8 protein-coding genes are annotated in these 14,865 nt (G+C 71.8%); 3 read left to right on the top strand and 5 right to left on the bottom strand.

What is annotated here, in order from left to right:
- Positions 1-24: 24 nt before the first annotated feature.
- From C503_RS0112170 to C503_RS0112160, 3 genes are all read left to right on the top strand, one after another.
- Positions 25-1,377, top strand: coding sequence for a lysine N(6)-hydroxylase/L-ornithine N(5)-oxygenase family protein (locus C503_RS0112170; RefSeq protein WP_018682482.1), 1,353 nt, complete (start codon positions 25-27; stop codon positions 1,375-1,377).
- Between the two features lie 33 nt (positions 1,378-1,410).
- A complete protein-coding gene (locus C503_RS0112165; protein ID WP_026316211.1) occupies positions 1,411-2,193 on the top strand; it encodes a PIG-L family deacetylase in 783 nt (260 codons plus the stop codon).
- A gap of 341 nt (positions 2,194-2,534) precedes the next feature.
- Complete coding sequence (locus tag C503_RS0112160) at positions 2,535-3,482, top strand: methionyl-tRNA formyltransferase (protein WP_018682480.1); 948 nt, start codon at positions 2,535-2,537, stop codon at positions 3,480-3,482.
- Positions 3,483-3,486: 4 nt separating this feature from the next.
- Here C503_RS0112160 and C503_RS0112155 read toward each other — a convergent pair whose 3' ends face one another.
- From C503_RS0112155 to C503_RS0112135, 5 genes are all read right to left on the bottom strand, one after another.
- Positions 3,487-3,714, bottom strand: coding sequence for a hypothetical protein (locus tag C503_RS0112155; RefSeq protein ID WP_018682479.1), 228 nt, complete (start codon positions 3,712-3,714; stop codon positions 3,487-3,489).
- A gap of 307 nt (positions 3,715-4,021) precedes the next feature.
- Positions 4,022-6,478 carry a transglutaminase TgpA family protein gene (locus C503_RS0112150; RefSeq protein WP_018682478.1) on the bottom strand — a complete coding sequence of 819 codons (2,457 nt, stop codon included), beginning with the start codon at positions 6,476-6,478 and terminating at the stop codon, positions 4,022-4,024.
- Positions 6,475-7,665: a DUF58 domain-containing protein gene (locus C503_RS39095; RefSeq protein ID WP_018682477.1), complete on the bottom strand. Its 1,191-nt coding sequence runs from the start codon at positions 7,663-7,665 to the stop codon at positions 6,475-6,477. The genes C503_RS0112150 and C503_RS39095 overlap by 4 nt, the downstream gene beginning before the upstream one ends.
- Before the next feature lie 3 nt (positions 7,666-7,668).
- The gene (locus tag C503_RS0112140) at positions 7,669-8,634 is read right to left on the bottom strand and encodes an AAA family ATPase (RefSeq protein WP_018682476.1); all 966 of its coding nucleotides are present in this window, start codon (positions 8,632-8,634) and stop codon (positions 7,669-7,671) included.
- Between the two features lie 73 nt (positions 8,635-8,707).
- Entirely contained in the window at positions 8,708-14,848 is a 6,141-nt protein-coding gene (locus C503_RS0112135; RefSeq protein WP_018682475.1) for an Ig-like domain-containing protein, read from the bottom strand.
- Positions 14,849-14,865: the final 17 nt, after the last annotated feature.

Raw genomic sequence — 14,865 nt, 5'->3', positions numbered from 1 at the left:
ATCATCGCCGACGAAGGGACCCCAGTGACCAGCGAGGTTCTTCCGCAGGACGTATCCGGTGACGAGGTGTGGGACATCGTCGGGATCGGCTTCGGACCGTCCAACCTGGCGCTGGCGATCGCCGTGCACGAGCACAACCTGGCGCACCCGCAGGCGCCGGTACGCGCGCTGTTCCTGGAGCGGCAGGCGGCCTTCGGCTGGCACCGCGGCATGTTGATCGACGACGCGACCATGCAGGTGTCCTTCCTCAAGGACCTGGTCACCATGCGGAACCCGGCCAGCGACTTCAGCTTCCTGTGTTACCTGCGCGACCGCGACCGGCTGGCCGAGTTCATCAACCACAAGACACTGTTCCCGCTGCGCACCGAGTTCCACGACTACTTCGAGTGGGCCGCGGCGCGGGTGGCCGACCAGGTCCACTACGACGCCGAGGTCACCTCGGTGCGGCCGGTCGAGGTGGACGGCGAGATCACCCACCTGGACGTGATCGCCAAGGACGGCGCGGGCCGGGTGCGCACCGTGCGCGGACGCAACATCGTGGTCGCCACCGGGTTGCGGCCCAAGTTGCCCGCGGACGCGGTGCCGTCGGACCGGGTGTGGCACAACATCGAGCTGATGCACCGGGTCGACGGCCTGGCCCGCACCGACCCGCACCGGGTACTGGTGGTCGGGTCCGGGCAGAGCGCCGCCGAGGTCGCCGCCGAGCTGCACACCGCGCTGCCGCGGGCCCAGGTGTGCGCGGTGTTCGCCCGCTACGGCTACGCGCCTGCCGACGACAGCCCGTTCGCCAACCGGATCTTCGACCCGCGCGCGGTCGACCACTTCCACGGCGCGCCCCCGGACGTGCGGCGGATGCTGATGGACTACCACCGCAACACCAACTACTCCGTGGTGGACATGGACCTCATCGAGGACCTGTACGCCCGCGAGTACCGGGAGAGCGTCTCCGGCCGCAAACGCCTGGACATCCGCAACGCCTCGCGGGTCACCTACACCCGGGAGACCGACGAGGCGGTGTACGCGACGGTGGAGTTCCTGCCCACCGGCGAGACCGAGACCCTGGAGTGCGATGCCCTGGTGTACGCCACCGGCTTTCACCCGGTCGACGTGTTCGCCCTGCTCGACCGGGTCGCGGCGGTGTGCGAACGGGACGCGTCGGGCAGGCCGGTGGTGGACCGGGACTACCGGCTGCGCACGGCGTCGAACATGCGGGCGGGCATCTACCTGCAGGGGTCGGAGCACAGCCACGGTCTGACCGCGTCGCTGCTGTCCACGACGGCCGTCCGGGTGGGCGAGATCCTGGAGTCGGTCCAGCGCGGAGGTTCGCCCGTAGCGGAACCGGCGCCCGGGACCGGGATCCCGGCCGCGCTCCACTGAGAACTGTCGGCGTTTCTGCGTAATTTGGGGACCATGGCAACTTTGGTCACCTTCCACGCCCATCCGGACGACGAGTGCATCAACTGCGGTGGCGTCATGCGCAAGGCCGCCGACGAGGGGCACCGCGTGGTGCTGGTCGTCGCCACCCGCGGTGAGCTGGGCGAGGTGGAGGACGGCTTCCTTGACCCGGGCGAGGACCTCACCTCGCGCCGGGTCGCCGAGACGCACGCCGCCGCCGAGGTCCTCGGCGTCGCCCGCGTGGCGTTCCTCGGCTACACCGACTCGGGGATGATGGGCGAGCCCACCAACGACGTCTCCGGCACCTTCTGGACGGCCCCGGTCGAGGAGGCCGCGGCCCGGCTCGCGGCGATCCTCACCGAGGAAGCGGCGGACGTGCTCACCATCTACGACGACAACGGCGGCTACGGCCACCCCGACCACATCCAGGTGCACCGGGTCGGCACGCGCGCCGCCGAGCTGGCGGGCACCCCGCGCGTCTACCAGGCCACCGCCAACCGCGACAGCATCAAGGCCATGCAGGCGGCGGCGCAGGAGCGCGGCGAGGCGCCGGTCGGCCCGCCGGAGGACTTCGAGATCGGCAAGCCGGAGGCGGAGCTGACCGCGCGGGTCGACGTCACCAAGTACCTGGACGCCAAGCGGGCGGCGATGCGCGCGCACGCCAGCCAGATCAGCGAGGACAGCTTCTTCCTGGCCATCCCGGACGAGGCGTTCGGGTTCGCGTTCGGCATCGAGTGGTTCATCCGGGCGGGGCAGGGGCCGGGTATCACCGAGACGGACATCATGGCGGGCCTTTAGTCGAGCGGGGTCAGGCGGTGCAAGACCGTTCCGGTGTTGTTCGTCCGGCGTTCGCGCGCATCGCCCGAGGTGAACGAGTTGTCCCCAGGCTGGGGACAACTCTGTGCACAGATCGACTTCGAATGGCGGCTTGACGGTGTCCGCACGGCCATGGGCCCGTCCCGGTGTCGGCGCGGTCGCGATTCGGGACGCCGTCGAGCCGGGTGACCAAGGCGGGCGGGGAAAGAGCCTCCACAGTGGCAATAAAGAGTGGCAATAAAGGCGGACCATCTCACACTGCCTGGTGAGGTTAGCCTAAGCAAAACTAGGCTGGACCGAACCGACGGAGTTCAGGAGGGTCCATGCGGGTCGTGATGTTCGGTTTTCAGACCTGGGGGCACCGCACCCTGGGAGCACTGCTGGAGTCCGAGCACGAGGTGGTCGCGGTGGTCACCCACCCGCCGGGCGAGGGCGTCTACGAGAAGGTCTGGAGCGACTCGGTCGCCGACCTGGCCGAGGCGCACGGCGTCGAGGTGATCGTGCGCGAGCGGCCGGACGACGACGAGCTGGTCGAGCGGCTGCGCGAGCTCGACCCGGACGTCATCGTGGCCACCAACTGGCGCACCTGGATCCCGCCGCGGATCTTCGCCCTGCCCAAGCGGGGCACGCTGAACGTGCACGACTCGCTGCTGCCCGCCTACGCCGGGTTCTCGCCGCTGATCTGGGCACTGATCAACGGCGAGTCCGAGGTCGGGGTCACCGCGCACATGATGGACGACACGCTCGACGCCGGTGACATCGTGCTGCAGCGGGCCGTGCCGGTCGGGCCGCGAGACACCTCGGCCGACCTGTTCGCCAAGACGCTGGCGCTGTTCGGGCCGATCACGGTGGACGGGCTGGCCGAGATCGCGGCGGGCCGGACCGATTTCACCAAGCAGGACCGGTCGAAGGCCAGCTTCTTCCACAAGCGCGCCGAGGAGGACCTGCGGATCGACTGGACCTGGGCGGCCGACGAGCTGGACCGGCTGGTCCGGGCGCAGTCCGCGCCGTACCCGAGCGCGTTCTGCTTCCACCGCGGCAAGCGGCTGGAGATCGTGACCGCGCAGGTCTCCGAGGCGCGTTACGGCGGCACGCCGGGCCGGATCTTCTACCGCGAAGGCGACGGCGTCGCAATCGTGGCGGGTCCTGAGGCCCGACGTGGCCGCAACCAGGCGCTGCTGGTCACCCGGGTGCGCACGGCGGACGGCACGGAGCTGGCCGCGCACGACTACTTCAAGCACATGGGCGGGTACCTGACCTCCCGTCCGTGACCGGTCACGAGCCGATGGCCGCCACCGCGTGCGACAGGTCGTTCACGGTGGTGGCCACCGGTTCGACCGGGGCCACGAGCTTCACCAGCGTCTCCAGCAGCCGCTGGAGCTTTCCCTTGTCCGCCTTGGGCTGTGCCAGTTCGGTGGCGACCTCCTCGGTCACCTCGGCGGCCGCCTGTGGCAGGTCGTCGCGGCCCGCGAGCAGGCGGCGCACCGCGTCGACCAGCCGCACCGGGTCGGATTGTCCATAGTCACCTGGATACTGGTGGGGTTCTGCCTGCTATCGCAGAAGGGTGACTATTGCCGGGGCGCGCCTCCGGCCCCCCGATCACCATTCTAGTCGGGGGTACCGACACTACGGCGGCGTCGGTGATCTTGGGTGTGGATAAGTCGGGAGGGCGGCTGCTGGCCCTCCATTCACCAGCCTGGTGACTGGTGATCTTGGATTTGGGTGCGGCCCTTGGCCCCCCGAATCCATGATAGTCCGGGGGGCCGACCGTGTGGCGGGGGTTGGGCTGGGGGTGTGGATAAGTCCGTGACTACGAGGTCAGCGGGCGTGGGGGACGCAGGGTTCGCAGGCTGAGGGCGGCGCGTAGGCGGCGGAGGCGACTTACGTTGGTGCCCAGTTGTTTACGGACGTCGTCGACCGAGGTCCAGAAGTGGGTCGCGGTGGCGTCGGTGGGGTCGATGGGGCCGAAGACGGTGGCGTCGGCGGCTCTGGCCAGGGTCAGGGTGCCCTCGTTGCCCAGGACGGTGGCTTGTTCTGGGCGGGTCAGGCCTGCCGGGACCGGGGTGCCCAGGTCTCGGGCGCGGTCGATGATCTCCTGCCAGCCGGACGCGACCCTGGTGGCCGGGACACCGCGCCTTCTCCTTCTGCGGCGGCGAAGGGCCTTGCCGCCGATGATCACCGTGCAGACCAGTACGACCAGAAGCACCGGGGGGCCGCCCCAGGTGAGGGTGGTGATCAGCCAGCCGGGGAGGCCGTCCCAGATGCTGGTGCCCTGGGTCGACGGGGTGCGGCCGACGTTGGGGTCGACGCGGCTGGAGTCGGTGAGGGAGCTTGGCGGGTGGACGGTGTTGGGGGGTGGGACGATCGAGGCGTCGGTGTTCTCGAACTGCTCCGGGGGGACGCGGTCGGGTTTCTTCGACCGGTCCGGCATGAACTCGGTGTTCATGATCTGCGCCCAGCGGCCGTCGGTCAGGTGGATCTCCACCCAGGCCTGGATCTGTTCACCCCGGACCACGCCGTCCGTGCCCGGCTTGGCGCCCAGGACGACGCGGGCGGGCATGCCCAGCTGGTTGGCGATCAGGGCGAAGGCCGACGCGTACTGTTCGTCGTCGCCGACCGGGCGTTGGGCGTTGAGGAAGTTCGTCAGCCTGCCGACGCTGTGGCCGGGGAGGTACTCCGTCTCCCCCGGGCCGCCGTCGCTGTAGGCGCCGTGGTCGCGGAGGTAGGCGGCGACGGCCCTCAGTCGGGCGCCGAGGTCGGTGGCCTTGCCGGTCCAGGTGCTCGCCTTGGCGGCGACGAACGTGTACGACGACGAGGACAGGGTGGAGCGGCCGAACGGCTGCGGGTCCTCGGGGACCTGCACGGTGTCCACGATCGTGTCGACCGTGTACTTGTCGCCGGTGCGCAGGCGGTCGGCGACGATGCCCGCGTTGGTGGCCAGGTTGAAACGGAAGCTGTCCGCGTGCGCGGCGGCGGTGTCGCCGGTGAAGCGGATCGCGGTGGGTGAGCCCGGGGTGGGCAGCCAGGCATTGACGTCGTCGGCGGTGGCGTAGGCGGCGCCGACGGCGATCTCCACGGTGGCCCGTGGGCCGTCCACGGTGGACGGGATGCGCGAGCCGACGCGCTGGAAGCCGTTCTTCCTGGCGCCCGTGGTGGTGGCCTGGTCGCCCGGACCCGCGCCCCAGACCGTGCCGGTGTAGTCGTCCAGGGTGGCGATGCGGACCAGGGCGCCCTCGGGCAGGCCCTTGACCGTGAACAGGGTCTGGTCCCACAGCTGGTTGGCATCCTTGGTGTACTTCCGGAAACCGACCAGCGGGCTGGCGTAGGCGTTGAGGTCGAACGGCGGCGTGATGTAGTCGCGCAGCACCGTGCGGTGGCCGCCCGCGCCGGGCAGGACCGGGCCGGCCACGACGGCGATCGCGCCGGTCGCGCCGATCAGGGCGGCGGCGGTGAACACGCGCGTGGCCCGGCGGTTGCCGTCGCGCAGCTGCCGACGGCGGCGTCGGGCGCGGACGGCCGTCCACGCCAGCGCGCCGGCGGCGAAGACCCCGCCCTGCACCAGGGGAAGCGTCGGCGAAGCCGTGCCCAACAGGACGACCGCGACCAGCACGGCCGCCGGGGCGAACACCGGCGCGGCACTGACCCGCACCCGGCGCGCCATGGTGAGACCGCCCGCGCCGCACAGCAGGCCCAGGATGTACGGGATCACCAGCAGCGGGCCGGTCGCGTCGACCGGCGGCAGCGTGGTCAGCAGCTGTTTCCAACTGTCCACACTGGACCGAGCCAGGCCGGTGAGGGCGTCCGGGCCGGGCAGGAAGCCTGCCACCGCGCGGTCGCGCATCACGACCGCGCTGCCGAGCAGGAAGAACACCGCCACGGTCAGCGCGGCCACGGTGATCAGCGGCTGTCGCAGCACGTTGGCCACGTGCCCGACCAGCAGGCCGAGGCCGAGGCCCGCGAGCCCGACCCAGAGGAACGACCAGCCGGTGTAGCTGGTGGTGAACCCGGCCAGGGCCACGGTGAACAGCACCGACAGCCACGCCGCGTCGGCCAGGTCCGCGCGCGTCGGCACGATCGAGCGGGAACCCTTGCCCTTCGCGTGCGAGGCAGGCCGCGCGGACCTGGCGGGCTTGACGTCGGTCTTCCCCGCACCGGCCTTCCTGGCCTCGGATTTCCGCGCGTCGGACTTTCTCGCCTCGGCCTTACGGGCGTCGGGCTTCCTGGTGCCCGCCTTGGCGTCGGGCTTCTTCTTGTCGGGCTTGGTCATGCCAGCGGTCCTCCGGCGAGCACGGCCCGCAGGTCGGTCAGGTCGCGCACCGCGGCCACGGTCAGGCCGGGGCCCTCGGTGATCCCGGCCCGCCCGGCGGCGGACACGGTGATGGCCGCGCGGCGGATGTCGGACGGGAACTGCCCGCAGGCGCGCAGCAGTTCGGCGTAGCTGCGGTTGCCGCCCGCCACCACCACGACCACGGTCGCGTCCGGGGCGAGCCGCGCGGCGCGGCTGGTGAGGTCGTCCAGGCCCATGGTCACCGGGGTGACCCGGGACAGGCCGTCGAGCGCGCGCTGGGCGGTGGCGTCGTGCACCACCTGGCCCGCGGCGAACAGCGTCAGGTCGATCTCGTCCTCGGTCGCGCGCAGCGCCAGCGAACCGGCGACGGAGATGGCGGTCTCGAAGTCCTCGTCCGGGTCCGGGTAGGCCGTCGGGTCGCCGTCGACCGCGATGACCAGCCGGGCGCGCCGGGTGTCCAGGTACTGCCGGACCAGGAAGTTGGCGCCGCCGGTGCCCGCGTTCGCGACCTTCGCCGAGGAGCGCCAGTGGATGTGCCTGCGGTCGTCGCCGGGGGCGAACTCGCGCAGGGTGTGGAAGGCCAGGTCGCTGGTGGACAGGTCGGTGGTGGTGTAGCCCTCCAGGTCGCGCAGCATGCCCGCGCCCAGCGGTCCCAACGCGACGGTCACCGGGTGCACGAACAGCTCGCGCGCCTCGCCCCAGGTCACCGTGCGGCGCAGCATGCCCAGCGGGTCGCCGCGCACGGTCACCGCCGGGCCGACCGCGATCACGCCGCGGCGCTCAGTGGGGATCGGGAACAGCTCGCGGTGCGTCTGCCCGGCGGCCAGGCCGGGCACCTCCACCACATGCACCTCGTCGTCCACCGACAGCTCCAGCTCCATGGCCAGCAGCCGGTTGCCGGAGCGCCTGCCGACCACCTCGACAACGCAGCCCGCGGGCTGGCCGGTGACCACGCGCTCCTTCTCCAGCCGGAACCGCACCTCCAGGGCCGCCCGACCGACCGCCCAGCCGAGGCAGGCCAGGAACGCCAGCACGCCTGCCGCCCCGGCAACCACCAGCTCGGACCAGCCGAGCACGGCGCCGGAGATCCAGGCGAGCACCGAGCAGACCGCGACGGTGACCCCCATCGGGGTCACCGCGCGCACCGCCGCCAGCAGACCGTCCACGGATCAGCCCCTGGCGACCGGCGGCGCGACGTCCGCCAGCAGCTTCTCGATCACGTCGGTCACCGAGACGCCGTCGAACTGGGCCTGCGCGTTGAGCAGCACCCGGTGCCCGAGCACGGGCAGCGCCAGCTCCTTGACGTCCTCGGGGGTGACGAAGTTGCGGCCCTTGGTCATCGCCCAGGTCTTGGCGCAGCGCACGTAGGACAGGCAGCCGCGCACGGACACACCCAGCCGGACGTGCTCGTGCTCGCGCGACGCCTCGGCGATCCGGGTCACGTAGGACAGCACGGCCGCGTCCACGTGCGTACGGTCCGCGGTGGCGGCCAGCTGGGACACGACCTGGGAGCTGATCACCGGCTGCACCGCGGCCGACCGGTCGCGCACCGACGCCGCGGACAGCAGCGCCACGGTGGCGGTGTGGTCGGGGTAGCCGATGCTGGTCTTCATCAAGAACCGGTCCAGCTGCGCCTCCGGCAGCCGGTAGGTGCCCGCCTGCTCGACCGGGTTCTGCGTGGCGATCACCATGAACGGCTTGCCCACCTCGTGCGACACGCCGTCGACGGTGACCCGGCCCTCCTCCATGACCTCCAGCAGCGCCGACTGGGTCTTCGGCGAGGCCCGGTTGATCTCGTCGGCCAGCACGATGGAGTGGAACACCGGGCCGCGATGGAACTCGAACTCCTGCCGCCGCTGGTCGTAGATCGTCACGCCGGTGACATCCGACGGCAGCAGGTCCGGGGTGAACTGGATACGCGAGTTGGTGCCCTGCACCGACCGCGCCAGCGCCTTGGCCAGCATCGTCTTGCCGGTGCCCGGGTAGTCCTCCAGCAGGATGTGCCCCTCGGACAGCAGGCAGGTCAACGCCAGGCGGACCGCGTGCTCCTTGCCCACGATCGCGACGCTGACGTTCGCGACCAGCCGGTCGAAGGTCTGCGCGAACAGCTGCGCCTGCTCCGGTGTGGCTGTCATAACCGTTCCTGTCCTCTGTGTACCGAAAAGCCGCTGTGGGTCGGGAAGCCGCCGTGTGCCGGGAAGGCGGGGGTCACCAGACGAGCTCGCCGCGGACGCTGCCGCAGGTGACGTAGACCTTCGTGCCCGGATGGCCGTAGAAGTTGGTGGTCTGCTTGGTCTGGTTGGGCCCCATGTTCACGTTGACGAAGTTGCCCGGGTTGTCCGCGGTGAACGAGCAGGTCACGTTGGTCAGGAAGAACTTCGTCTGCACCGTGATGAACGCGCAGCTGGCGTCGGTGCACGCGTTCGGGTCGGTGCTGCTGCACGGGTAGGCCCCGCCGCACGTGTTGCCCTTGCTGACGATGACCTCGGGGGTGGGCGGCGGCGGACCGGTCTTGATCGTCTTCGTCATGGTCAGCGTTGGCCTGCCCGGCGACGTCACGGTCACGGTCACCGTGTCGGTGGTGTCGTAACCGATGTCGTTGTCGGCGAGCTTCTTGCTCCAGACGCCCACCTCGGTGGTGAAGGTCTGGTCGTTCTTCGCGCTCTGCACCCGGACCTGCGCGGGCTTGCCGTTCGGGTCCACGCTGACGTCGATGTTGACGTCCTGGCTGGTGGTGGTCAGCTCCACCTGCAGGTCCTGCATCGGGCCGAAGGTGGTGACCGACGCGGTGCCGGGCGCGTTGCACGGGTCGCCCGCGTAGGCACCGCCGCCGCTGCCGTTGCAGGTGCGCAGCGAGATGGCGGTCTCCTTGCCGTTGGGCAGGCCGTTGACCGTGTACTCGACGTTGTTTCGGCCCTCTGGGTCGTAGTTCCAGGTACCGCAGCTGTTGCCGCCGCCCCAGGTGCAGGTGACAGTGTTGCTGCGGCCGTGTGAGGCGGGCGCGTCGAAGCTGATCTTCGCCTGGCCGTCCACGCCGGTCGCCTCGGCCTTGAACGACGAGGTGAACGGGTCCGGGGTGGCGGTGGCCTCCATCTCCGCGCCCGGACTGGGCGGGGAGGTGTGGTTGTCGCCGGGCGCGGAGTTGGTCGCGGTGACGGTGTAGGTGTAGATCGTGCCGTCGTTCGCGAGGCCGTCGTCGGCGCACGAGGTGCCGGACACGTTGGCGCACACCACCTTGTCGCGGCCGCCGCCGGAGCGGTTGACCGTGTAGGTGACCGGGCCGGGGCCGTTGGGGCCGACCGCGTTCCAGCTCACCTGTACCGCGCGCGAGGACGAGTCGGCCGACTGGGCCGCGGTGAAGGTGGGCGCGGCGGGCCGGGCGGGCACGCCCGCGGCCTGGCCGGTGGTGGTCGCCGCGGGGCCGGGGCCCTGGGCGTTCACCGCGACGACGGTGAAGGTGTAGACGGTGTCGTTGTCCAGCCCGGTCGCGGTGGCGCCGGTGGCGCCGCCGCTCGCGGTGGTTCGGCCGCCGCCGGTCCAGGTGATCTCGTAGCGAAGGATCTCGCTGCCCTCGTTGTGCGGCTCGGTCCAGTTCAGCTGGACCGCGCCGTCGCGCGGCTGGGAGGCGGTGAGCCCGCCGACCGCGCCGGGCACCTCGTCCGGTGTGGACGGTGCGGAGCCCACGCTCGGCTTGCTCCAGCCGACCAGGTTGCGGGCCTTCACGGTGAACGTGTACTGGCGGCCGTTGGTCAGCCCGTTGATCGAGCACGGGGAGGCCGCGCAGGCCTGGCTGCCGCCGTCCCAGTCGACCTCGTAGCCCTCGATCGGGGCGCCGTTGTTGGCCGGGGTGGTCCAGGACAGCTCCACGACCTTGCTCAGCGTGGTGCGGCCGGGCACCGGGGCGCCGGGCGCGTCCGGCGTGCCGAGCACGCGCAGCGTGATGCGGCCGGGGACCTTGCGGTCGTTGCGGCTGGTGTCGGCCACGTCGGTGACCGTCACCTCGAAGTTCATCACGCCGTGCGAGTCGCCGCCCGGGGTGATCCGCACGGTCGCGCCGTCCGAAGTGGACGATGCGGCCATGCCGTCCAGCTGGCGCACAGACACCACGGACACGACCGGGTCGCGCAGCCGGGAGCGCACGTAGGCGGCCAGGTTCACCTCGGCGGTCTCGCCTGCCTTGATGCCGTCCACGGTCACCGGCGACACCGACGGCGCGGGCGCGGCGATGACCTTGACCGAGAACGGGGTCGGCGCGCCCTCCGAGCCCTGCACACCGATCTCCAGCACGCCGTTGGCACCCGGCCGGGCCGCGCCGGAGGCGGTGAGCCGGATGGTGCGGGTGCCTTCGCCAGCCACGTCGACACCCTCGGCCTCGTTCTGCCAGCGGGCGGTGTACTTGAGGTCGGCCGCGCCGCCCGGCTTGGCCGTCCACACGTGACAGACCGAGGTGACGTCCATGCCGATGGTGGTGCCGCCCGCGATCAGCGTGATGGTGCCGGTGGGGCAGCGCAGGATCGGCACGTCCGGGCCCACCTGCACGGGCACCGTGATGTAGGCGGTGGTGCCGTCGGTGACCCCGGTGCCGTTGGTGACCTCGAAGGTGACCGCGGCCGGGCCGTTGTAGTTCGGCTCGGCGGTGAGCACCAGGTTCTGGTCGCCGTCGTTGTGCGCCTTGAGGCCGATGGACGGCGAGGCGGAGATCCGGTCGGCCAGGGTGAGTTTCACCGGCTTGCCCGCCGGGTCCACCACGTAGTCCGCCACGGACACGGTGCGGCTGCCGTTGACCGGGACGTCGATGCTCTGGTCCCGCTTGGCATAGGGGGCGCCGTTGCCGTTGGCCGGGATGTGCACGAAGCCCAGCGCGGTGGCGCCACCGCCGTCGCGCAGCTCGTAGGCGACGGTGCGCGGCTGGTCGCGCACCGGCACGGTGATCTTGCCGCCCGCGATGGAGGCCTTGTCGTCGAAGACCTTGGTGACGGTCAGCTCCTCGGCCGGACCGTCCACATCGCCCGCCGCGCCGAGCACGTCCACCTCGACGGTGTCCGCGCCGGGCCGGGGCTCGGCGTAGGTGTCGCCCGCGATCGGCGGCACGTTGTAGTCCTTCTGGCCGCGCACCGTCAGCTTGGCCAGCGACGGCTCGCCGAACCCGCCGGTGATGGCGTAGATGACCACCAGCGGCTTGCCGGTGAGGTCCGGCGCGGTCAGCTCGATCAGCCCGGTGTCCGGGTTGAGCGTGACGTCCTTGGGCAGGTTCGGGTTCCGCTCGGCGAGCGGCTCGACCCGGATCTGGTCGCCGGGCGCATGCAGGTCGTTGGCCAGCACGTCCACCGCGAGCCGGACGCCCGGCGCGGCGGTGACCACCTCGTCCACCGCGACCGCGGGCTGCGGGTCGCCGGGCGGCACGATCGCGACCCGCACGGTGGACTGCGCGGACTTGCCGTACGGGTCGGTCACCACGTAGTTGAAGGTGTCGGTGCCCGCGCTGGTCGGGTAGGCCTGGTAGGTGACCGAGGTGGCGCCGATGGCGATCACCCGGCCGAGCGCGGCGGCCGAGCCGATGCCGGTGACGGTCACCGAGTCGCCGTCCGGGTCCACCCCGGAGGTCGGGATGACGATCTTGATGGTGTCGCCCGCGACCGCGCGCGCCTCCACCGGCTGCGGCGCGGGCGCCTGGTTCGGGACGGCGGGCGTGGGCGCCGGGTTGATCGTCACGTGCGCGTGGCCGACGGCCTGGTCGCCGTTGGGGTTGAGCGCCACGTAGGCGATCGACACCCTGGTCTGGACGTCCACGGCGGCGGGCGGCACGTAGCGGACCACGTTGCCGGTCACGTACGCGGTGCCCACCTGCTGGTCCGGGTCGGACACGCCGGTCACGGACAGCTGCCCGCGCGCGGGCGCGCCCTCCACGTTGGCCTGCAACGAGATCGGCGAGCCGCCTGGCGTGGTGTCGTTGTCCAGCACCGGGATGGCGACCGAGTCGCCCGCGCGCACGGTGGCGTAGTCGTCGCGCGGCACCGGGGTGTCGTCGGCGGGCGGGCCGAGCTGGGTCACCGACACCTCGCCGGTGACCGCGCCGGTCAGGCCGTTGGTGACGGTGTAGCGGACCAGCTGCGGGTTGGGGCTCAGGGTCGGGGTGAGCGCGGTGATCCGCAGCCACCTGCCCTTCACGATGGCGACCTTGAGCTGGTTGTCCACCACCGGGTCGGCGGTCTGCACGACCAGCAGCGAGCCCGCCGGGTCGACGTCGTTGGCCAGCACGTCCACCAGCGTCGGCAGCTGCGCGCGGACCACCGCGCTGTCCGGCACCGCGACCGGGGGCAGCGGCGCGGACGGCGCCGGGGTGGCGTCCACCCGGATGCTGCCCTTGGCGAACGGCGCGTTGCCGAACGCCGCCGAGTACTCCAGGAACACCGTGCCCGGCCGGGACACGACCACGGTGACCTGGTTGGTCTTCAGGTCGGTGGTGACCGCCGCATTCGGCGGCGCGGACAGCTCACCCGCCAACCGCAGCCGGGCCAGCGGGTCGGTCGGGTCGGAGCCGGGGCGGTCGTTCTCCAGCGGCCGCACCTGGATCGGCTGGCCCACCTGGCCGCGCACCACGTCCGGCTGGGCCACCGCGGCCACCGCGGTGGTGGCGGTCGGCTCCAGCACGCGCACCGAGGCCTGGCCCATCACCGGCTCGCCGTGCCCGTCGGTGACCCGGAAGTCGACCCGCCGGGTGCCCGCGTCACGCGGCGCCGAGTACTCCACGAACCCGGCCGGGGTGGTGGTCACCGCGCCCGCGTCCACGTGCGCGTCGGCCAGCACGATCGGGTCGCCGTCGAAGTCGCGCCAGTCGTCCAGGGCCGGGATGGACAGCACGCCCGCGGAGGCGACGCTCCAGTCCTGTTCTTTGTAGCCGGGCCGCAGCTCCGGCGGCTTGTTGTCGTCCGGGCCGCGGCCGTCGACGTTCACCGAGGCGGTCGCGCTCAGGCCCTGGCCGTCGTCGACGGTGTACTTGAACCGGGTGTCCACGACGGTGTCCGGCAGGGTGATCTGCACGGTCTGCCCGTCCGGGGCGATGGCCAGCTTCACCGCCGGGTTGTCCGGGGCGGTGACCGCCGAGATGGACAGGATGTTGCCCGCCGGGTCGGAGTCGTTGTCCAGCACGTGCAGCACGGTGGTGCGGCCGGGCCGGGCGCCGAGGTCGTCGTCCACGGCCTTCGGCGGCTTGTCCTTGACCGCGTCGGTGTTCTTGTCGTCCTTGGACTTGTCGCTGGGGTTCTGCACCGGCGGTGGCTTCACCGCCGACCAGTTGTCGACCTTCTTCTGCGTGTTCAGGTCCCACACCGCGCCGTTGGCCAGGTCGTTGAGCACGACCGAGCCGCGGTTGACCCGGAACATCGGCTTGGCCAGCACCTGCGCGTCGCGCAGGTTGCCGGGGGTGGCGGGGGCGCCGCCGCAGGAGCGCACGTACCCGGAGTCGGTGCGCGCCCACGCGGCGTGCACGCAGCCGCCGAGGCGTACCGGTGCGGCGGGCGGGCCCTTGCCCGCGTGCGAGAGCTCGACGACCCGACCGTCGGCGATGCCGACCGAGTACAGGGTGGACGAGGTGGCCAGCACGACGGTGTCGGAACCGGCGCCGGGCTGCTGCACCGCGGCGTTCGCGTCCGCGCCGACGGAGACCTCCTGGCCGCCGGGGAGCACGACCTTGCCCGCGGCCGCGTCCAGCACGACCATGTCGCCGCCGACCGCGGTGACCTGCACGCTGCGCAACGGATGCGGCAGCGTCGAGTAGTCGGGGTCCTCGAAGTTGTCCTTGTTCGCGCGGATCGTGGCGGTCTTGCCGGACTTCGCCACCGCGCGCACAGTGCCGTCCACGCCCACCGCGAGCGCGGCGTCGGCGTCGACCGTGGCCACCGGGGTGTTCGCGGGGTCCAGGGTGCCCATGTTCGTCATGCCGTCCCGGGTGTCCACCCGGGTGGCCCAGACGCGGCCGGTCTTGGGGTCGAGCGCGGCGAGCGTGCCGCCGCCCATGGCGAGGGTCATGTCGCCGGGGATGGTTAAGCCCTGCTCAGGTAACGCGACCGCGCGGGCGACGTCCACCGGGAACAACCGGCCGGTGGTCTCGTCGCGGGCGGCGACCGCGGCGCCGTCCTGCACGATGTCGAGCTGGTATGCCTGCTGGGCGCCGCCGGGCGGGTAGAAGGCCGCGTCCAGGGTGCCCGCGGGCTTGTTCAACCGGCCGAAGAGGCCGTCGCGGTCGCTGGTGACCCAGATGCCGCCGTCGTCGAGGTCGACCTGCCGCACCGGGTAGCCGGTCGACGACAGCGCGAAGGTGACCAGCGCGGACGCGCCGATCGCGAGCACGACCGAGGAAGCGATGG

Source organism: Actinokineospora enzanensis DSM 44649 (genome assembly GCF_000374445.1).
Classification (GTDB): Bacteria; Actinomycetota; Actinomycetes; order Mycobacteriales; family Pseudonocardiaceae; genus Actinokineospora; species Actinokineospora enzanensis.
This window is presented reverse-complemented; position numbering and strand designations above follow the sequence as displayed.

Bases quoted from the DNA above. Each gene is read 5' to 3' on its own strand.
- C503_RS0112160 (WP_018682480.1), top strand. From the start codon at position 2,535: ATGCGGGTCGTGATGTTCGGTTTTCAGACCTGGGGGCACCGCACCCTG.
- C503_RS0112165 (WP_026316211.1), top strand. From the start codon at position 1,411: ATGGCAACTTTGGTCACCTTCCACGCCCATCCGGACGACGAGTGCATC.
- C503_RS0112150 (WP_018682478.1), bottom strand. From the start codon at position 6,478: ATGACCAAGCCCGACAAGAAGAAGCCCGACGCCAAGGCGGGCACCAGG.
- C503_RS0112140 (WP_018682476.1), bottom strand. From the start codon at position 8,634: ATGACAGCCACACCGGAGCAGGCGCAGCTGTTCGCGCAGACCTTCGAC.